Here is a 20,029-nt window from a genome sequence, read left to right as displayed (position 1 = left end):
AGCTTCTCCGGCTTCGGCACGATTCGCCGTTGAAGTTCGAATCGATGATCAACTGATGTGCAAACCATGAGATTTGCCGCAGGCAAGCCGTGAAATGCTCTCGGTTCACCAGCGGTACTGAGACGATGCGGTACTCTGGCAACTGCCCAACGCCGCATTTCCCCTCCTTGTGGCATTTCCCCACTGTCCGTCGGCAGCCGCCGCACTAGCAGAGAAGAACCGTGCCGTGACCAGTACCTCCCCTATAGAACCCAAAAGCAATGACGAGGCGACTCCCCTGAAGGACTCCGGATTCGATTCCCAGTTCGGTCCTCGCGCATCGTCCATCGAAAACTTCGCCGAGGCGGTCGGCCACAGCGATGAGCTGTCGCCGACCGCTCTCGAACAGCTCTTCAGCTCCAGCGGAGGCCGCATCCGTATCGCCGACGCGCTCGTACGAGCACGTGTCAAAGCCGGCATACCGCTGACCGATAATGACCCCGACCGCATCGATGCAATGCTTTCACCAGCGTTGACGCCGAAGATCGAGGGCGCCAAGCGCGAATCCGGAGTGCTCTACCTGCTGACCCTCTTCGCGTGGGCCCCGCGGATCACCTCGGCCATGGTTGATCTGGTCCATTCCGCCTTCGCCGCCGCAGAGGTGGCAGCATCAGCGGGTTCCTCGCCTGAAGGACTCACTTCGCTCCTCATCGATGAGGGACTCCTGACAGTCCCGACCGACGCCGATGAGGTGTTCACGGTCCCGCCCATGATTCGAATGCTCATGCGTCGAATCGTCACGTGCGGTTCCGACTCAGCCGCCAGAAGCCCGCGTGAGGCTCTCGGAGCTGCGATCTCTGATTCCATCGGCCGACAGCGTTCGGACAGGCGCGAAGGTCTGACCGAGGTCATCGATCTGGTCCTCGAGCTACGTGACTGGCACGTGCTTGAACGCGGCTGGGCACGCCGTTCGGTCAATGTCTTCATCGATGTGCCCAGCGCCATCGAGGCCTACCTCAGGGTCCCCGAGGATGTGCTGGCTCAGAATCCGATCCTCATCTTGGCTCGCAGTGCCGCCCGTCGCATCGACTCGACCCGTACGCGACTGGGCACCGACGATATGCCGACACTGCTCTCAGCCACCGACTTCTCCAGCATCGTGCTGCCGGAGATACACGGACTCCTGGCGGCAGAGTCTGAACCTCGACTCACCGCCGATGAGGTGTCCGTGGTGACCATGCTCGAAGCGAGGACGCACCGGCTCAACCGGGAGAACGAAGCCGCACTGAAAGTCATCGAGGTGGGACGGGAACGTCTGCGCCACCTCGGCGCGGGAGAGCCTGGGCCCACGTTGATGTTGCAGGCTGAACTCAACCTCGAGCACGGGCAGAATCTGATCGCGGCTGGTCGCTTCCCTGAAGCGATGTGCGTGCTCCAGCGGGTCGTCCACTTCGCCGAGGTCTATGCCCGAACTCGCCGCACCCGCTGCTCGCGGGGCTCGTGGAGACCGCTCTGGCCGGAATGGGGCACGGGCACGGATCTGACATGGACCGAAACCTGGAACGGGCACGTGAGGACGCTCGCAGATTCGGAATGGCCGTGCTGCCGGACGAATATACGGCCCTGTGCATCGAATTGATGCGCAGCCTGGACCGGCTCGATCTCGATGCAGCCCGACTGATCATCATCGCACTTGACCAGGCGAAGCCCACCCAATTCCTGGGGCCGATTCCGCACGTGCTGAGAAGTCTGTGCTTTGTGTATGAAGGGCGAGCTTCGGCCGCGGCGAAGCTGTTGGTGGAGAGTCCGCAGGTTCAGCTTCTGCCGACGACAGGAATTCCGACCTCACGGTTCTCGGCCATCGTCAACATCGTCGGCTTCGTGCTGGCCGCTGCGGGCGAGGGGAAGGCTCTGCAGGGCTTGGCCGAGCGGATGAGTCCGCCGAGTCCGGGGTACTCGGTCGTCAAGGCGCGTCAGGCCTTCGTCTTCGGGCAGCATGATCCGCTGTGGACCGCCACAGGGCAGCTGTTGGCCGGCGATGACGGGCCCAGGCTCAAGAGCTCGGCCATGGCTCTGCGTGCCGACATGCTCCACCACGAGGGCCGTTCTGCAGACGCGCTGGAGGCCTTCGTCGACATGCTCGACTACTGCGCGATCACGGCATCGGTGCTTGCCGTCACTCAGTTGTCGAAGTCTGCTCGTCAGGCGCTCATTCCCGCTTCGGCCGATTGTTCCGAGTGGGAGGCTGTGGCGCGGTCGTTCAATTCTGCAGAGCTCACGGCGGCCGTGTTGCAGAAGCGTCTGCTCGAACTGCCAGAGACTTCTCCGGTGTCCCCGGATTTCCAGACCGATCTCACCCCGGCCGAACAGTCGCTGCTGTTCGCGATCGACTCATCGAAGTCGATCGCGCAGATCGCCCGCGAATTCGGAGTGGTGTCGGGAACGCTGAAGAACCGCCTGTCCGCGCTCTACCGCAAGCTCGGCGTGCGCAGCCGTGCCGAGGCTGTGGCCCACGTCCACCGCGCTCAGCAGAGGTGACTGCGTGGCAATCGTCCGCGGACAGGCGGCCTACTCGCCGGCCAGTTGTCAGCAGCGCCGGAGCGACGATCCACCGCGAGCAGTCCGAGCTCTCCGCCTTCGGCGGTGGATCAGTGGCAGAACTCCCACCAGCCGATGACATGGCAGTGGGGGCCTTCGTCAGAGTCCTCTCCATCGGCATCTGAGGCGCCAGACGCATCTGCTGCAGTTGAAACGTCTGCGTCTGCTTCCGAGGCCGAGTCGACCCCTGCATCCGGTTCGCTGGGTGCGGTCGAGGAGCCCGCGTCGCTGTTCGCAGCCGCATCGTCAGTGCCTTCCGACGATTCCGATGAGGAGTCGGAACTCGGTTCTGATGGGGTCGAAGGAGGATTACTCGGCTCGGGGCTGGGCTCGTTCGAGTCCGTCGGCTCAGCGGCTGGTGTGGGTGCGGAAGTCTCCGGGGTCGCTTCGGACGAGGCGTCATCCGGTTCCGCAGCCGGAACCTCGGCGGGTTCCTGCTCTTCGTCATTGTCTGTCGGCTGCTGCCGGTCGGACGAGGAGGGGGTCTGGGTCTCTTCCTGCGGGGCCGGCGCTTGAGCGTTCTTCCGGGAGTCCCGCGACCGCTCCGCATCGCCTGGAGCGGAGCGCCCAGCGACGTTCTGCTCGCGTTCGTCCGAGCCCTCATCGCTCTCATCTCCTCCGTCCGGCTCAGTCGTGCGCGGTGGAGAGGGCGAAGAAGGCGTCGTCTTCGGTGGGTCAACTGGCGCCGAGGAGGTCTCTGCCGCAGCAGCAGACTGCGGGGCGGGGTCGCTCTGAAGATTCACAAGTGTGGCGGCACCGGCCGCAATGGCGGCGCTGGCAGCGATGCCTGCGATCGCAACCTTGACCGCCGACGCTCCGGCCGCGATTCCGGCAGCGCTGCCTCCGGAGCTGCCGGCAGCGGCCGTGCCTGTGCTGCTCTTCGACACTGCGGCTGCCGCACTTGAGTGCGGCTCGGCGGCGACCGTACCCGACTGCCCACCGGGCCCGACGTTCGCCGTTCCTGCTCCCGTCAGCAGCACAGCTGCTTCCGGGAAATGGCCCCATTCGATGAGTGCGGCAGCGAGAGCAGCCGGCGTGATCCATGCCTGGAACGTCGCATTGATGCTGCGGAGCTCAAACGACTGACGGCGGCAGTGAATGCAGTGACTGAGATGAGCCTCGATCGCTTCGGCGCGTTTCGGGCTCAGCTGCTGACGCACGAACCGCGCAAGCGCAGAGGAGTACTCCACGCATTCGGGGGCGCTGGGTTCGACGTGTTCCTGCAGATAGGCGGCCCGCAGCCCCTCTCGTGCGCGACGCAGGAGCGAACTGAATGAATTCGACGACAGGTCCATCGTTGCGGCCGCATCAGCGGTCGATGTTCCATCGATGTCGATGAGGATGAGTGCGCTCTGCCAGGTGTCGGGGAGGGTCTTGAAAGCACGACCCAGCTGATCGCGCTCAGCCACCTCGGCGGCGTGATCGCCCGGCTCGCTGTCTGCAAGGAACGTCAGCACATCGGGTTCGACGATCGTTGTGGCACGGACCATCGCAGTGCGCCGGTACGATTCAGAGCGCACAGCGACCATGAGGTACGCCTTGAAGGATTCATCCGGCCCTTTCCCGCGCCCCCATGCGCGCCAGATCTTGGCGAAAGCCTCGGCGACGGCATCTTCTGCCTGCGCACGATTTCGGTTGAGGCGCAGTGCGACATGCAATGCGGGAAGCCGATGTCGGGCATAGAGCTCACCGTAGGCGGCCCGTGCAGCTGCGGATTCGGGCCGGTGGTCACGGATGTGGGCACAGAGATCGGAGTCGCTGAGTTCGCTGTTCTGGCGCGGCAGTCCGAAAGGGGAGCGGGAACTATCGGCCGATGATGACCACCTCTCGGTCATCGTCTTATCGTCTCGAAAGTAAGGCGCGGAAGTCGGCGTTGAATCTGCATGGGGACCTCAACTGTGATTCGGGGAACAGTTCGGGGTATTTCACGGGGAGTGCTGAAACTCTACAGGAGAAGTTCTCGGCGTCCCAAACATTCGTAACCCGGTGCTGTGAGCTCGAAATGTCAGCCGAAGGAGAAGAGGTGTCTTTCCGATGCGGTCTTGTTTGCCGTGTCGCAGAGAAAAACTTCTGGAACTCGCGAACGAAATCGATTGCGCAGAGGTCTCAGCCTATGGAGAGGTCAAGATCCACGATCGCTCCGAGCCTGAGCCGGCAGTTAGTCAACAGCCGATTCGGGTCCCCTCCGAGTCCCGGACTCGTCCGAGGCGGCCCTGCTGAACCACGTGGCTGCAGGGCCGCCTCACGACCCCATAGTCAGTGCATCCGATCATCTGGCATTCGTCGAATGCGCAGGTGACGGCCTCTTCTGAAGGAGAAGAACCTTGTCCCTGAAGCGACCTCCTCTGACGAAGCACGGAGCGGCGATCCTCGCATCGTCTGTTCTTGCTTCGTTCGCATTCCTCGGTGCATCCGTCGCGCCGGCACAGGCCGCGGCAGAACCACTGCCGAACCCCTCACTGGCCGATAAATGCGGCCTCGATATCGGAGTGGTCCTCGACTTGTCGAATTCGCTGTCCGATCGAGACGTCGACGATTCGAAGTCGGCGGCCAAATCTGTCGCCAGCGGCCTCTCGGGGACTCCGAGCAGAGTGTCTGTCAACTCGTTTGCGACATTCGGACCCGACGGCACCAACGAACCGATCACCAGCACGTCTGTCGCAACTTCGGAATCAGTCGATGAACTCAACAAGCAGATCGACGCACTTCGGCGGGTTCCCCAGAACTCAGGAGGCACGAACTGGGACCGCGGGTTGGGGCAGTTGGGCGGCACGAACCACGACTTGGTACTGTTCGTCACCGACGGCAAGCCCACGGCATACGGGGTGCCGGGGTCCGAACGCGGCAATACCGACCGCGGTACGCGAACCGATCAGATCGACATCGACAAGGCCATCGAATCGGCGAATGCGCTGAAATCTCAGGGCACCAAGGTCGTCGGTTTGGGAGTGGGCAGCGAGATCAACGAGGGCAACATCAAGCTGGTCTCGGGCCAGAACTCAGGAGACGACTACTATGTGGTCTCGGACTATTCCGAGTTGGCCGAGCAGCTCCGTGAGATCGCCACGAAGAGCTGCCGAGGCACTCTCAACGTCACCAAACTCATCGACCCTGGGGCCGGCGAACATGCGAAGAATTCCGCGAAATATCCAGGCGAGGGCTGGACGATCTCGTCCCCGGATTCGGTGGACGGAGTTGAGAAGACCACCGATGCAGACGGGACGGTGAGCTTCAAACTGACGACCCCGGCAGAAGGGGTGCGGGCCTCGGAGAAGCAGCAGGAAGGCTACCGGCTTCAGCAGCAGTCCGGTTCGAACGCGGTCTGCACCGCCGACGGACGTGACGTCGGCACCAGAAACATCGCCGACGGTTTCGAATTGACCGAGACTGTCGACACGGACGCGATCATCACCTGTCGGCTCGTCAACGAGCAGATCCCCGGAGCACTGAGCTGGAAGAAGGTCGACGAGGACGGCGAAGCGCTCGCCGGTGCGGAATTCACCCTGACGGGCCCGGACGGCGAGGACTTCGTCGTGGCCGACAACGGAGAGCTCGACGCTGACGAGGCGGTCGGGCAGTTCGAAGTGACCGACTTGGCCTGGGGCGACTACACCATCACGGAGACCCGCGCTCCCGACGGATTTGTGCTCACGGACGAGACGCAGACCGTGACGATCGCCGGCGAGAAGCGGGACGTGGCATTCTCCGACATCGTCAACAAGAAGGATGTCGGAGTCGGTACCGATCCGGATGGCGAAGCCTCTGCAGATCCGGGCTCAGACGTGGACGCTTCCACTGATCCTGATGCGGACGCTGATCTGGATGCGTCGCCTGATGCGGATGCATCGACTGACCCGGATGCTTCTACTGATCCTGATGCGGACGCTGATTTGGACGCGTCGCCTGATGCGGATGCATCGTCAGATCCGGACACTTCGTCCGACGTGAATGCCGAGGCCGAAGCATCGAAGGAGTCAGATGCCGAAGCCTCGAGCGATCCTGACGCTGGTGACGATGCTTCGACTGACCCGGACGCCAAGGACGAGGGGTCAAAGGATATTGACGTAGACGCCACTGCCGATTCGGACGGTCAGGACACGGCAGCGACGAACGCCGATGCCAAGGCAGCGACGAGCGCCGATGCCAAGGCATCAACCGACCCAGGTGCTGACGCGGCAACTGATCCGGGTGCTGACGACTCGGCCGCAGCTGATCCAGAGGCTGATGACTCGGCTGCGACGAACTCGAACGCTGACAGCGCTGCGTCGAGCACGTCGAAGTCCGGAAACACTTCAGCAGACGGATCCGCGAGCGACTCCGGAGGGAGCCCCAGTGGTGGGACCGACTCCAGCAGCGACGGCTCTCATCTGCCGAGGACAGGCGCCGCCGGAGCGATGACGTTCGGCCTCCTCGGCGTGCTCCTCGTTGGGGGCGGAATCGCCGCTATCCTCGTATCGCGGCGACGGAAGACCGACATGCTGTGATGCAGTCTCGTAGCTGATCCGAGCAGAGGGCAGAGCCGAATCGATATCGGCTCCGCCCTCTACCGTCTGGAGAATATGGCGGGTGTCGTGCCCAAGGTCGACCGGAAATGGCGGGTGAGATGGGCCTGATCGTGAAACCCTGACTCTGCAGCCGCCTCGGCGGGAGAGCGACCGGTCAAGAGCAGCCTGCGGGCGCGGTCGACCCGGCGGCCGATGACATACCGGTGGGGTGCGATCCCGAACGTCGTGGTGAACACCCGCACCAGGTGGCTGCGGTGTGCACCGAGCTCGGCGGCCGCCTCGGCGATGGTGAAGGACTCGAGCAGACGATCATCGAGCATTTCGCGCAGACGTCGGGCAAGCGGCGCATCGGGCGCGGTCTCGGTGGCGGGGACGAGTCGGGAATTCGCGATCTCCCGCAGGGCCAGCACTCCGCATTCGGCAGCGAAGGCATCGGCAGGATCGGCGAGGGCGGCGTGGATGTCGGTAACGGTGCTCAGCGCATCGGCGCCGAGCAGGGTGGGCGAATCGGTCACAGCGTTGATGGTGGCAGGTGGCAGCCAGCCAGGATCGAGGTAGAGCACGCGTTTGCGAAAGCCCTGCTCAGGCAGCGCGGAACGGCCGTCGTGGGGCACCTGCGGCGGCAGCAGAGTCACGGCTGCGGGAGTGGCAAGGTGGTCGTGACGGTCGAGATCATAGGTCACGGCGCCGTCGTCGATGAGCAGCACCGTCCACGAATCGTGGGTGTGCGCGGGGTAGGCGTGATGGTCGAAACGCGCATGCAGAACTTCCTGCACCTGCGGGACTGCCGGGTGCCACGCGCGGATGACATCGACCATGCAACAAATGTACAAGACCGCGGTGTGGGGGATCGGTGACGCTGGATCCATGCACGAGAACACGAATTCCACAGATCAGACCGAAGGTCAGCCCACCCCCGCCGAGGCGACCGCCGAGAACCTAACCACCGACCCCACCGCTCCGGTCCGGTTCGACACCAAGGTCGTCGTCATCCTTCGCGACGACCTGCAGCCGTGGCAGGAACTCAACGTCACCGCCTTCCTCATGTCCGGAATCGCCACGAGCGATGAGGGCCTGGTCGGGGAGAACTACCGGGACGCCGACGGCAACGACTACCTGCCGATGCTGCGCCAGCCGGTCATGGTGATGACGGCGGATGCGGATAAGGTGCGGTCGATCCGGACGAAGGCGATGGGGCGCGGATTGGCGACGGCGATCTATACCGAGGAACTGTTCTCCACCGGTCACGACGCAGCCAACAGGGCTGCCGTCGCGGGTGTCCCGGCCGAGGAACTCAACCTCGTCGGGGTGGCGCTGCGCGGTGCGAAGAACGGTGTCGACCGGGTGGTGAAGGGCGCACGGATGCACGCGTGAAGTGCGGGTAGGTGGGGCGGGCTCCCTGCTTTGCCGTTGAGCCCTCACTCCGGGGAGAGAAATGCGGACAGTCGGTTCAATGTGTCCGCCTCGAGCGAGTAGTACGACCAGATTCCGCGCTTCTCACGGTGAAGGACCCCGGCATCGACGAGGATCTTCAGGTGGTGGGAGACGGTCGGCTGGCCGAGGCCGACGGGTTCTGTGAGATCGCAGACGCAGGCTTCCTGCTGCTCGTGCGCGGCGACGAGGGAGACCAGGCGTAACCGAGTCGGATCGGCCACTGCCTTGAAGATGCGCGCGAAATCCTGAGCGTCATCGAGGCTTAACGGCGAGACGGTCAGCGACGGGCGGCAGTCGTCCGTCTGTGTCGGAGAGGGCGCTGGATGTGTGGTCACTCTTCCATTATGCCCATACATTGACACCTGTCGATGTATTGTGATCCTATCGTATCGATGAACTTCAATGCGTCAGCAGCTGGCTGCGGCGTCTATACGATTCGGACCTCAAGGGGGACCATGCATTCCACGGCGCCTGCCGACGCCGATTCGCCGGTGGCGGCGAAGATGTCGACGCTGGACCGATTCCTGCCGCTGTGGATCATCGGTGCCATGGCCCTGGGCCTGGTGTTGGGCAGGCTTGTACCTGGCGTTGCCGAGACTCTGGACTCGGTCAAGGTCGCCGACGTATCCCTGCCGACCGCCATCGGCCTCCTGGTGATGATGTTTCCGGTGCTCGCCAAGGTCCGGTACAACGAGACCGGACACGTGCTGAGCGACAAGAAGCTCATGGTCACGGCTCTGGTCATCAACTGGCTGGCGGCTCCGGCGTTCATGTTCGCGCTCGCCTGGCTCTTCCTTCCCGACCTGCCCGAATACCGCACCGGATTGATCATCGTCGGTCTGGCCAGGTGCATCGCCATGGTTCTCATCTGGAATGACCTGGCGTGTGGCGACCGCGAGGCCGCCGTCGTACTCGTGGCCATCAACTCCGTGTTCCAGGTTCTCGCTTTCGGACTCCTCGGCTGGTTCTACCTCCAGTGGCTGCCGAGCCTGCTGGGGCTGCCGACGACCAGCAGCGAATTCTCCTTCTGGGCGATCACCCTCAGCGTCCTCGTCTTCCTCGGAATTCCGCTTCTCGCCGGGTTCCTCACACGCACGGTGGGGGAGAAGACGAAGGGACGTCAGTGGTACGAAGATCGATTCCTCCCCAGAGTCGGGCCGTGGGCGCTGTACGGGCTGCTCTTCACCATCGTCGTGCTCTTCGCCTTCCAGGGTGATGAGATCACCTCTGACCCGGGCAATGTCGCCCGCATCGCCGTGCCTCTGCTCGTCTACTTCGTCGTCGTCTTCGCTGTCGGGATGGTCGTCGGCAAGGCACTGAACCTCGGTTATGGGAAGACGACGACCTTGGCTTTCACCGCTGCCGGAAACAACTTCGAACTCGCTATCGCAGTGGCGATCGGGACGTATGGCGTCGCCTCGGGGCAGGCGCTCGCCGGAGTCGTCGGTCCGCTCATCGAGGTGCCCATCCTCGTTGCGCTGGTCTACGTCGCACTCTGGGCGCGACCCCGTTTCTTCCCGTCCGTTACTGACCAAGGGATGAGTCGAGCATGAGTCCCACGCCAACGCCTAAGCCGAGTGTCCTCTTCGTCTGTGTGCACAACGCCGGCAGATCCCAAATGGCGGCCGGATTCCTCCGCGAGTTGGCCGGCGAGCGCATCGAAGTCCGATCCGCTGGCAGCGCTCCGGCCGATGCGCTCAATCCGGTTGCCATCGATGCGATGAGCGAGGTCGGCATCGACATCTCCCGAAACAGCCCGACTCTCCTTGATGCAGACACGGTGCGCACCTCCGATGCCGTGGTCACCATGGGCTGCGGCGACACCTGCCCGATCTTTCCGGGCACACGGTACGAGGTCTGGGATTTGGATGATCCCGCAGGTCAGGGCCTGGAATCGGTGCGCCGCATTCGGGATGAGATCCGGACCAGGGTCGAAGCGCTGATCGCCGACCTCGCTTCCGACACGGGGACGAAACCGACACCTTCGAAGACCACGTCAAACCGCATCGCCGAGGCGGCTCCCAATGACTGATTTCGCGCTCGCAGATCTGCCGGTAGCCGTGATCGGTTCCGGACCTGTCGGCCTCGCAGCTGCTGCCCAGCTCGTTCGACGCGGGATCCGACCGCTCGTCCTCGAGGCTGGATCCACCGTTGCGGCGGCAGTGGCCGAGTGGGGACATATCGGGTTGTTCTCTCCATGGAAATACAACATCGACGAAGCGGCCCGCATCCTGCTGGCACCCACCGGTTGGCAGGAACCAATAGGAGAGTACCTGCCGACAGGTGACGAACTCATCCGGGACTACCTCAGTCCGCTGGCCGAGACCGCTGAACTCCGGGACGCCATCCGCACAGATACGCGGGTTGTGGCGGTGAGCCGAGTAGGGATGGATCGGACAGGCACCGCGCAACGCGAATCGACTCCTTTCCTTATTCGCACTCGGAGCTCAGCTGGAACATCGGCGGATTTCCAGGTCAGGGCGGTTATCGATGCTTCGGGGACATGGGAGAGCCCGAACCCGCTCGGGCAGTCCGGTCTCGCCGCGACCGGCGAAGTCGAGGCTCGTCGCAGCGGGTTCGTCACCTCGCCTCTGCCCGATGTGACTGGCCGCGACCGTGAGCAGTTCGCCGGGCGGCGGACCCTTGTCGTCGGTGGAGGCCATTCGGCGGCGAACACGCTCTTGGTTCTGGCCGAGCTGCGTGCGGATGTGCCGGGTACGCGAATCGGCTGGGTACTCAGGCGCGCAGATCCGACATCGGTCTACGGCGGAGAAGACCTGGACGGACTGCCGGCTCGCGGAGCCCTGGGGACACGACTTCGTCACCTTGTTGAGACCGGAGTCATCGACGTGCATGCCTCGACGACGATCACAGGCTTCGCCACCGACGGCCGTAGCACCGTAGCTGCGGAGAGTGGCGGCGAGTCGGTGACGCTCCATGCCGACAGGGTCGTCCCAGCCGCCGGCTTCCGGTCCGACCTGGGGTTCTTGCGTGAGATCCGACTCGACCTCGATCCGATTGTCGAAGCTCCGCGGCAGTTGGGTCCGCTCATCGATCCCGAATATCACAGCTGCGGAACGGTCCCGCCGCATGGTGCCCGGGCGCTGGAACATCCGGAGCCGAATTTCTACATCGTGGGCATGAAGTCCTATGGACGCGCCCCCACGTTCCTTATGTCCACCGGTTACGAGCAGGTCCGTTCAGTTGTCGCGGCGATCGTCGGGGACCAGGAGGCAGCCGACAGGATCGAACTTGTTCTGCCGGAGACCGGAGTGTGCTCAGCCGATACCGGAACCTCATGTGATGCGCCGGCCGAAGCACCAGAAGACGCAGCCGGATGCTGCGGACCTGCGGAACCGGTTGTGATCGGGATCCCCACAGGGACAGAACACGGACGATCGGGAGATAACGGGAACGGCTGACTCGCGGACTCGATTCAAGCCGCCTCGACCTTCGCCCATCAGCGGGCTGACTCGCCGGTTCGGCTTGCGCCGCCTCAGCGGTAGGTCGCGTCCTTCGGGTCCTGGTGACCGTGGTCGTTGAACGAGATGAGGCTGGTGCCGGACCGGCCGGTGATGATCTTCGTGATGCCGGTGTTGATGGTCACCCGGTTGAACGCCATCCACTGGTCGAAACCGCCGCCGATCAGGCGGGCGGCCGTCCAGGCGATGGCGCCGGCGCTCGACACGACGATCGTCGACTGACCTGATCCCATGGCCGCGACCGCATCTTCGAGGGCGCGATCGACTCGGGTGGTGAACTGAGTGAAGGTCTCTGTGTAGTCCTCGTCGTGTTCGCCGGAGGCCCAGCGCGCGGCCCCGCGTTCGAGTTCGCCCTGGAAGACCTTCGAGTCGTGCTGGGCGCGAGGGTCGAGGTCCGAGAGCACTCCAGTGAGTTCCCATGCGGCATATTCGTTCCAGCCTGCGTCGACGTGTGCCTCGATGCTTCGGCCCATGCCTTCTAGAAGGTCCTCGGCCGTCTGGCGCTGCCGCAGCATTTCGCCATGGACGAGTCGATCTGGTTCGATGCCCTGAGAAGCGAGGAAGCTACCGGTGATGCGGCTTTGCTCTTTGCCGAGGTCGGACAGCCTGTCGTAGTCATCCGTGCCGAACGACGCCTGCCCGTGCCGAACCAGATAGAGCACACTCATGTCTTCCTCTTTCTCGCTGTTTCACTCACAGCTCTGTTCGAGCGATCATTCGCTTTCCCTGATTGTATGGGCATTCTTCTAGGTCAGAGGCATATCGGACCGCTGTGAGGCTATCGCTCCTATAGCGACAGGAGTCTTGTCGACCGTTCCCGCAGATGTGAGCGTTGACACTTATCGAGCCACTTTCTGATGTGCATGGTCGCGCACCGGCGAACTGGCTGAAGTGTCGAATGTCGAAGGAGACTGAGGTGGAGAAGACCGTCGTCACGATGGCCGTTGCTTGCGCGTGCGTCCTTGCAGCGTCTGGGTGTGCAGCCTCTGAAGCCGACGTAGGCGTCCTCGAGCTCAAATACGCAGGAATCGCCAGCATCAAACACCCGGCGTCGGTCAAACAAGATCAGTACTTCATCCAGCAGGTCGAGAAGTTGAGTGACGGAAAGATCGACATCACTCTCTATCCGGATGGCCAGCTGGGCGGTCCTGAGTCGCTCGTGGACCTGTTGAAGTCAGGGGCCGCCGACATCACAAATCTGGCACCTTCGTATGCGCCGGACGAACTGCCTCTCAGCGCAGTCGCGGAGCTGCCGGACATGTTCGAGTCGTCCGTGGAGGGCAGCCGAGCCTTCGACTCGCTCATCACAGAAGGCGGATACCTCTACGAGGCCGAATGGAAGCCGCGCGGTCTTCACCCGCTCATGGGAGTGACCTCGGCACCGTACGAAGTGCTGACGACGAAGAAGCCGGTGAAGAGCCTCGACGATCTGCACGGACTCAAGCTCAAGACGGCTGGCGGCGCAGCCGACACCACTGCGAGGCTGACCGGATCTGTGCCTGTGCAGCTCACAGTCGCCGAGACCTATAATGCCCTGCAGCGTGGGACCGTTGACGGACGCTATGGGTCATTCGAGAACCAGCCATATATCGGCATCGAAGACATCCTCCAGTACGGCACACTAGGTGCCCATGTCGGCGGCTTCACCCAACCGATCGTCATGAGTCAGGACGGCTGGAGTGCGCTCAATCTCTCACAGCAGAAGACCATCAGCGAAGCCGCCGAGACCACACGTGACTACTACTCCAGTGAAGCAGACAAAGCCGATGCACAGACCCGCAGGATGCTGGTCAACGATCACAACTGGAAGCTCTACAAGATCAATGGCGAAGAGAGCAATGAATGGGCAAAAGCACTAGCCCGGTCCCGGGAGCAGTGGGCGGAGAGGATCGACCGCCGATTCGACGGACACCAAGCTGACAAGGCTATCCGCGAATTCGAGGCAGCAGTCGACAAACAGAACTGACCACTGAATTCTGCTCAGCACAGTCGAAAGGAAGAACGTATGAATGCGTCAAGTCGGGCTGACTCCGTCCTCAGAGCCGTGGAAAGGGTTGTGCTCTACGGGGCTGCGATCTCTTTCGCGGCCATGATGCTCATCACCGTGGTCGACATCGTCATGCGCTACTTCCTGAATTCTCCGCTCGGCTGGTCAAGCGAAATCATCATCTACTATCTGCTGCCGGCCGGGTTCTTCCTGGCGCTCAGTGACACTCTGCGGGCCAACGGCCACATCAAGCTGTCCCTGCTCGACTCCTACGTATCGGTAAAAGTCAGGTGGTGGATGAGCCTCGTCGGGCACTTGGTCTCATTCGCCTTCATCGCTGTCGTCCTTGCCACTGGATTCTCAAAGGCCGCCTACAAATGGCAGATGCAGGATGTGTATCCGGGATTCATGCTTTGGCCGGTCTGGATATCAGCCTTCCTTGTCCCGATCGGATTCGGACTGCTCGAACTGCGGCTGGTTCAGAGGATCTACATGCTCATCACCCGCCGTCGGCAGACGAACTACGCGATTGTCGACACAATCGAACGCACTTTCGCAGATGACGAGGTGGCGTCAGCATGACATTGACGGTCACCCTCATCTCGCTCTTCGCGCTCCTTGCAATTCGGGTTCCTGTAGCCCTCGCCACCAGCATCGCCGGGTTTATCGGGCTGGTTCTGTCCGCTGACCTGGCCACGGCGATGTCGGTCATCGGGACAGTGCCCATGGCACAGGCCGCGACCTACGACCTGCTCACTATTCCGATGTTCATCCTGATGGCAGAGCTTGTGGTGGTCAGTGGCTTCGCCGATGACCTCTTCGACGCTCTCCATCTGGTCTTCAGACGCGTGCGCGGAGGCCTGGGCATCGCCACCGTCGGCGCAGGAGCAGGCTTGGCCGCAATCAGTGGGTCGAGCGTCGGCTCGGCGGCGACTCTGGCGGGGACTGCGGTACCGCAGATGGTTCGGAAAGGCTACAGTCCACGGGTGGCAACCGGCCTAGTGGCTGTGGTCGGCACGTTGGCGATCATGATCCCGCCGAGCAACGGACTCATCATCTACGGACTCATCAGTCAGGCGCCGATTGCTGACCTGCTCATCGCCGGCATCGTACCGGGAATCATCACGTCGATCGTTCTCGTGATCACCTTGCAGCTGCTGCTCATCAAGTTTCCCGTGAATCCCATCGAAGAACGGAACGACGCTGCCGTGCAGAAATCGCGGTGGCGGCTGGCGGCAACCATGATCCCGCTGCTGTTCTTGTTTCTCATGGTCACCGGTCTCGTCTTCACCGGTGTCTCGACACCAGTCGAGGCCGCAGCCGTCGGTGCTTTCGGGGCATTGATCCTTGTCATCTGGAACAAGCGATTCAGCTTCAGGGTGCTGCGGGATGCGCTGTTCGGCACGGCACGAGTGACGGCAATGATCACATTCATCATCATCGGTGCGAAGATCTTCGGCCATTATTTCACCGTCAGCGGTGTCACCCAGTCGATCGTCACGGGTGTCGCCGATTCGATGATGCCCAATTTCGTCATCCTCGGCGTCATTCTCCTGGTCTATCTGATCCTCGGCCTCATCATGGATCAGACCGCGATCGTTGTGCTGACCGTGCCGATCACGCTGCCGATCGTCGAAGGGCTCGGCTATGATCCAATCTGGTTCGGCATCGTCGTGACTCTCGCCGCCGAGATCGGTCTCGTTTCGCCGCCCTTCGGCCTCAACGTCTTCGTCGTCGCCAAATATACGAAGCGCAGGCTCAAAGACGTTTTCATCGGGGTCGCGCCATTCACAATCGCAGTGTTGCTCGTTCTCATACTGCTGGCGGCGGTCCCTGCGATCACCCTCTGGCTGCCCGGTCTCATGAGCTGACCTGCCGAGCAATTGATCGGGCGACTGCCTCGGGGTAATCATGAGTCGCATCGATGACGATTGCTTGGTCGTGCAGCCAGGAGTCAGCAGCCTCGAAGTAGGGTTCTACATGTCGGCGGTGAAAGGTGGACGGCCCCATCTCGAGGTCGTTGTCGATTCGCTGCCGCAGCACGCCCTCATCGACGTGGAGAACGAAGTGGCGGACATCGAATACGACCCGGCCCTGGCAGACGCAGCGTGGCCAGGCGGGCCCGAGCAGACCGTGGCCCGCGTCAGATCCTGGGGCTGGCCCCGGTGAAGATCAGTTCGGGCTGCCACTGCGAACGGGGATGGAAACCGCAGAGGATGAACGCACACGTGGGAGCCGCCTCGGCGACGTATTGAGTGCTCACGACGAACGACCGATCGACGGCAACAACCCTGTGTGGACGGCCTCGGCGCTGTGCGTACGCTCCCTTTCGAAGGCGGCAGCTGTCATGCAAGCAGAAGGCCCGGTCATCGGTAGGAGCACCTATCGATAACCGGGCCTGTGCTTGAATGAGCGGGAGGAGGAAGCCTCAGCGGCGGATGGAACCGCCGTCGACGACGAGCGTCTGACCGGTGACGAAGCCGGCACCCTCGGAGAGGAAGAACTTCGTCGGGCCGACGAAGTCCTCGACAACGGCCGGGCGCTTGATCGCCCGCGTCGCGATGTTCTTCTCCTCACCGGCGGCCAGATCCGTGGCCAGGGCCGTGATGACCAGGCCGGGTGCGACCACGTTGACGGTGATGTTGCGCTCGCCGAGTTCGGCGGCGAGGCTGCGGGAGAAGCCGATGATGCCGGCCTTCGACGCCGCATATGCTGCCGCGCCCGCAGGCGCCTTGAACACGGTGCCCGAGGAGAAGAGCACGATGCGGCCGCCGTCCTGGACGAGCGGGGCGACGTCCTGGACGAAGTTCATCGTCCCGTGCAGATTGAGCAGCAGGGTCCGCTCCCAATCCTTCTTGTCCATGCTCATGAACGGGCCGAAACCGGCGACTCCGGCGCAGTGGACGAGAGAGTGGATGCTCTCCGAGCTGCGGGAGGCCAGCGATTCCTTCACCGCGTTCGCCGCCGTCTCGTCCGAGACATCACCGGCGACGTAGTTGACCCCGTCGAGCGGGTTCTTCGGCAGGGACCGCGACACCGAGGTGACCGTCCAGCCGTTCCTGAAATCTGCGGCGAGTGCCTCGCCGATTCCGGCGGAACCGCCGGTGAGGACGAGTTCGCGATCGGTCGCTTGAGTCTCTGCCATCAGTTCGCAGCTCCCTTCGCACGGCCCAGGAAGTCCGAGATGAGCTCCCACGTCTCACGGGGGTGCGTGATGTTCGGGCTGTGGCCGTGCTCGACCCGAGTCACCTCGGCGGTGGGGATCGACGCGGACAGCTTCTCTGGCCAGTCGGCCTCGAGCAGGGTATCGGCGGTGCCCTGGACGAGCAGCACGGGAACCATGGAATCGGCGAGGTTGCCCGGGTACGGGTCAGCCGGACGTTCTGCCTTGATGAGGTCGGGCACCTGCGTGTGCGGGGCCTTCATTGTGATGAAGTGGCCGGGCTGGGAGGCCCAGCTCAGGCGAGCCTCGAGGTGCTGAGCGCGGGTCTCGCTCTGATCGCCGAGGAGGTCGACGATTGTCGACAGCGACTCCGCGGTGCCGTCGAACGCCCCCATCTTGCCCATGTCCGGAGCCTTGAACGGTCCGCCCGTGCCGTTGATCGTCGTCACCGAGGCGATCCGTTCACGATTGGCCGGATCTGACAGGGCGCGCAGGCCGATCGATCCGCCGAAGGAGTTGCCGACGAAGTGGACGGGGCCGGTGATGCCGAGTGAATCGAGCAGGGAGAAGGTGTGACGGATGCGGAAGGCGAAAGGGGAGACGTCCACGCGCACGGACTTGGCCGAACCGCCGTAGCCGAGGAAGTCCGGGGCGATGACCCGGTACCCGGCGTCGGCGGCCAGAGGAAGGACATCGCCCCAGGTGACGTCGGCGCTGCCGCCCCAAGCTCCGTCGTGGAAGAAGACGACAGGAGTGCCGTCCTCCGGGCCGCCGGAAAGATATCGGGTCTCAAGGTCGGAGACGACTGTGGTCGTGTCAGTGATGGTGGGCAACTGGGTCTGCATGGGAACCTCCCGTGGTTCGTTGTGTTCGGTCATGGGGGCAGCGGTGAACCGCCGCGGTCAGTCTGGTGTGGACTCTGAGCTCCTCCGGCGGCGGATCCGCCGCCGGAGGCAGGACTCACTTGAAGTCGAAGTGCTCACGGCGCACATGGTGGGTGCCCTCGTAGTATTCGCGGGCAGGCAACGGCCACATGATCGTCGAACGGCCTTCGGCGTTCATGTACCAGCTATGGGTCTTCGACCAGCCCCACGTGCGCTTCGAGGACTCGGCGACGATCTTCTTGTCGTACTCCTCGAAGACCTCGGGCTTGAGGTTGAGTGACTTCTTCCCATCCTCGGCGAGCACCTTGACGGCGTCGGCGATGTAGTTGGCCTGGCACTCGAGGAAGAACACGAGGTTGCCGTGGATGACGGTATTCGTGTTCGGTCCGTACATGCAGAAGAAATTTGGGTACCCGGGCAGTGCGGTGCCCATGAAAGCGCTCGCGTCGATGCCCCACTCCTCGTGGAGGTCGCGGCCTTCCGTGCCGGTGATCGTCATCGGCATGAGGAAGTCTGCGGCCTTGAAGCCGGTGCCGAAGATGATGATGTCGGCCTTGACGTGTTCGTCGCCGAACCACACACCGGTCTCATCGACACGGGTCACGACGTGGGTGACGAGGCGGACGTTGTCGCGCTTGAGCGTCTTCACCCAGGTGCCGTCGTCGCAGATGATGCGCTTGGCGGCCGGGGGGTAGTTCGGGGTGATCTGCGCCAACAGCTCCTCATCTCCGTCGGCCTGATCGGCCAGGTAGGCGGTGAGATCCTTGCGCAGCTGCTCGTTCGCAGCGGACACGGACTTCTCCGTCGGACCGTACTCCGGGTCGACGGTGGCATTGGGCAGGTTGCCGACGACGCGGGGCAGGAAGATCGAGTACCGGTAGTACGCGCGGTACTGGTGCAGGTGATTGAGGAGCCAGCGTTCGCCGGGATCGATGTCCTGACGCAGCACCGGAGTGTTCTTCAGCCACGGTGCGCTGCGCTGGAAGATCGTCATCTCATCGGCGACGCGTGCGATCGGGGGAGCGAACTGCAGCGCCGAGGCGCCGGTGCCGATCACAGCCACGCGCTTGCCGGTGAAATCTACGTCATGATCCCACCGTGCCGAGTGCAGGGTGGTGCCCTTGAACGAATCGATGCCTTCGATGTTCGGATACGACGGCTTATTCAGCTGACCCACGGCGCTGACGAGGACGTTCGTATCGAAGATCTTCTCTTCGCCGTCGTCGGTCTTCGTCTCGACCGTCCACGTCTGCTCATCTTCGTTCCAGGTCGCCGCAGTGACCTCATGACCGAATTCGATGTGGTCCATGAGGCCGTTGTCGACGGCGAAGCGGTGGAGGTAGTCGTGGATGAGCGCCTGGCGGCCGAAGTGGGTGGGCCAGTCGCTCTGAACGAACGAGTAGGTGTAGATGTGGCTGCGCACATCGGTGCGGCAGTCGGGGTAGGTGTTCTCCCACCAGGTGCCGCCGACATCGTGGTTCTTCTCGATGATCGTGAACGGTAAACCGGCCTGCTTGAACCGCAGCCCGGCCAGGAGTCCGGAGAAGCCAGTGCCGATGACGACGGCGGACAGAGCGGAATCGGGAGCCACCTCGTCGAGCGTCCAGTCCGGGGTGCGGGGATCCTCGCCGTTGGGGACGAAGGAGACCTTCGACAGGGCGAGGGCATCCTCGACGGGGGCGCTCATCAGCCAGGTCGTGATCTGCTCGCGCAGCTCATCGCTGGGTTCGGAGTCCCAGTCCTGCTGGCGGTCGAGGTGCGGGGCGAGGGCCTCGAAGCACACGAGGCGCGCCTCGGCGTCGACCTCGGCGGGCAGCCCTGATTCGGGCAGGGTCGGCAGGGACGGGCGCCATTCGTCACGCAGCAGCGAGGTGTCACCGGTGACGTGGACAGTGAGCATGATGAGGGCCGGCACGGAGGCCGAATCGAGGTGTGTGCGCAGGTCCTCGGCGGCGACGTCGGCGGGTGCGGTTTCGAGCAGGTTCTTCATTGTCTTC

General features: G+C 63.2%; 18 protein-coding genes. 11 read left to right on the top strand and 7 right to left on the bottom strand.

The annotated features are described in order from the left end of the window. The first annotated feature begins 226 nt into the window (after window positions 1-226). Both BLU88_RS18225 and BLU88_RS17790 read left to right on the top strand, forming a co-directional pair. Complete coding sequence (locus BLU88_RS18225) at window positions 227-1,618, top strand: hypothetical protein (protein ID WP_157689204.1); 1,392 nt, start codon at window positions 227-229, stop codon at window positions 1,616-1,618. Next, window positions 1,525-2,517, top strand: coding sequence for a helix-turn-helix transcriptional regulator (locus BLU88_RS17790; protein WP_157689202.1), 993 nt, complete (start codon window positions 1,525-1,527; stop codon window positions 2,515-2,517). The genes BLU88_RS18225 and BLU88_RS17790 overlap by 94 nt, the downstream gene beginning before the upstream one ends. A 110-nt stretch (window positions 2,518-2,627) precedes the next feature. Here BLU88_RS17790 and BLU88_RS17785 read toward each other — a convergent pair whose 3' ends face one another. Further along, window positions 2,628-4,412: a sigma-70 family RNA polymerase sigma factor gene (locus BLU88_RS17785; protein ID WP_092016867.1), complete on the bottom strand. Its 1,785-nt coding sequence runs from the start codon at window positions 4,410-4,412 to the stop codon at window positions 2,628-2,630. A gap of 489 nt (window positions 4,413-4,901) precedes the next feature. On the opposite strand from BLU88_RS17785, the gene BLU88_RS17780 reads away from it, so the two are divergent. Beyond that, window positions 4,902-7,061: a SpaA isopeptide-forming pilin-related protein gene (locus tag BLU88_RS17780; protein WP_092016865.1), complete on the top strand. Its 2,160-nt coding sequence runs from the start codon at window positions 4,902-4,904 to the stop codon at window positions 7,059-7,061. A gap of 59 nt (window positions 7,062-7,120) precedes the next feature. On the opposite strand, the gene BLU88_RS17775 is transcribed toward BLU88_RS17780, so the two are convergent. Continuing rightward, entirely contained in the window at window positions 7,121-7,900 is a 780-nt protein-coding gene (locus tag BLU88_RS17775; RefSeq protein ID WP_092016863.1) for an AraC family transcriptional regulator, read from the bottom strand. Between the two features lie 7 nt (window positions 7,901-7,907). Here BLU88_RS17775 and BLU88_RS17770 point away from each other — a divergent pair, with 7 nt between their 5' ends. Further along, window positions 7,908-8,456, top strand: coding sequence for a DUF2000 family protein (locus BLU88_RS17770; RefSeq protein ID WP_231939494.1), 549 nt, complete (start codon window positions 7,908-7,910; stop codon window positions 8,454-8,456). A 44-nt stretch (window positions 8,457-8,500) separates the two neighbouring features. Here the strand turns inward: BLU88_RS17770 and BLU88_RS17765 are convergent, their stop codons facing one another. Continuing rightward, entirely contained in the window at window positions 8,501-8,851 is a 351-nt protein-coding gene (locus tag BLU88_RS17765) for an ArsR/SmtB family transcription factor (RefSeq protein ID WP_407922838.1), read from the bottom strand. A gap of 120 nt (window positions 8,852-8,971) precedes the next feature. On the opposite strand from BLU88_RS17765, the gene arsB reads away from it, so the two are divergent. The 3 genes from arsB to BLU88_RS17750 are packed head-to-tail and all read left to right on the top strand — an operon-like array spanning window position 8,972 to window position 11,938. After that, on the top strand, window positions 8,972-10,069 hold the full coding sequence (arsB, locus tag BLU88_RS17760; RefSeq protein WP_092016859.1) for an ACR3 family arsenite efflux transporter: 1,098 nt from the start codon (window positions 8,972-8,974) through the stop codon (window positions 10,067-10,069). After that, window positions 10,066-10,548, top strand: a complete 483-nt coding sequence (locus BLU88_RS17755; RefSeq protein WP_092016857.1) for an arsenate reductase ArsC — start codon at window positions 10,066-10,068, stop codon at window positions 10,546-10,548. Before arsB ends, BLU88_RS17755 begins: the two co-directional genes overlap by 4 nt. After that, window positions 10,541-11,938 (top strand): NAD(P)-binding domain-containing protein, encoded by a 1,398-nt coding sequence (locus BLU88_RS17750; RefSeq protein WP_092016855.1) that lies wholly within the window; start codon window positions 10,541-10,543, stop codon window positions 11,936-11,938. Before BLU88_RS17755 ends, BLU88_RS17750 begins: the two co-directional genes overlap by 8 nt. Before the next feature lie 74 nt (window positions 11,939-12,012). Here the strand turns inward: BLU88_RS17750 and BLU88_RS17745 are convergent, their stop codons facing one another. Beyond that, window positions 12,013-12,666, bottom strand: a complete 654-nt coding sequence (locus BLU88_RS17745; RefSeq protein WP_092016853.1) for a histidine phosphatase family protein — start codon at window positions 12,664-12,666, stop codon at window positions 12,013-12,015. 230 nt (window positions 12,667-12,896) lie between these two features. Here BLU88_RS17745 and dctP point away from each other — a divergent pair, with 230 nt between their 5' ends. Genes dctP through BLU88_RS17725 form a run of 4 tightly spaced genes read left to right on the top strand, consistent with a single transcriptional unit; the run spans window position 12,897 to window position 16,154 of the window. Further along, complete coding sequence (gene dctP / locus BLU88_RS17740) at window positions 12,897-13,964, top strand: TRAP transporter substrate-binding protein DctP (protein WP_092016852.1); 1,068 nt, start codon at window positions 12,897-12,899, stop codon at window positions 13,962-13,964. Between the two features lie 39 nt (window positions 13,965-14,003). Further along, window positions 14,004-14,567, top strand: coding sequence for a TRAP transporter small permease (locus tag BLU88_RS17735; protein WP_092016850.1), 564 nt, complete (start codon window positions 14,004-14,006; stop codon window positions 14,565-14,567). Next, complete coding sequence (locus tag BLU88_RS17730) at window positions 14,564-15,856, top strand: TRAP transporter large permease (RefSeq protein ID WP_092016848.1); 1,293 nt, start codon at window positions 14,564-14,566, stop codon at window positions 15,854-15,856. The genes BLU88_RS17735 and BLU88_RS17730 overlap by 4 nt, the downstream gene beginning before the upstream one ends. Before the next feature lie 40 nt (window positions 15,857-15,896). Next, window positions 15,897-16,154, top strand: a complete 258-nt coding sequence (locus tag BLU88_RS17725) for a hypothetical protein (RefSeq protein ID WP_092016846.1) — start codon at window positions 15,897-15,899, stop codon at window positions 16,152-16,154. Between the two features lie 259 nt (window positions 16,155-16,413). Here BLU88_RS17725 and BLU88_RS17720 read toward each other — a convergent pair whose 3' ends face one another. The 3 genes from BLU88_RS17720 to BLU88_RS17710 all read right to left on the bottom strand — a co-directional run bounded on the left by BLU88_RS17720 (window position 16,414) and on the right by BLU88_RS17710 (window position 20,022). Continuing rightward, window positions 16,414-17,130, bottom strand: coding sequence for an SDR family NAD(P)-dependent oxidoreductase (locus tag BLU88_RS17720; RefSeq protein ID WP_092016844.1), 717 nt, complete (start codon window positions 17,128-17,130; stop codon window positions 16,414-16,416). After that, complete coding sequence (locus BLU88_RS17715) at window positions 17,130-18,026, bottom strand: alpha/beta fold hydrolase (RefSeq protein ID WP_092016842.1); 897 nt, start codon at window positions 18,024-18,026, stop codon at window positions 17,130-17,132. Before BLU88_RS17715 ends, BLU88_RS17720 begins: the two co-directional genes overlap by 1 nt. Window positions 18,027-18,108: 82 nt before the next feature. Next, window positions 18,109-20,022 carry a flavin-containing monooxygenase gene (locus BLU88_RS17710; RefSeq protein WP_157689200.1) on the bottom strand — a complete coding sequence of 638 codons (1,914 nt, stop codon included), beginning with the start codon at window positions 20,020-20,022 and terminating at the stop codon, window positions 18,109-18,111. Window positions 20,023-20,029 lie beyond the last annotated feature (7 nt).

Source organism: Brevibacterium siliguriense, assembly GCF_900105315.1.
Taxonomy (GTDB): domain Bacteria; phylum Actinomycetota; class Actinomycetes; order Actinomycetales; family Brevibacteriaceae; genus Brevibacterium; species Brevibacterium siliguriense.
Note: the sequence above shows the minus strand (reverse complement) of the source record. Positions and strands in the feature narration are given on the sequence as shown.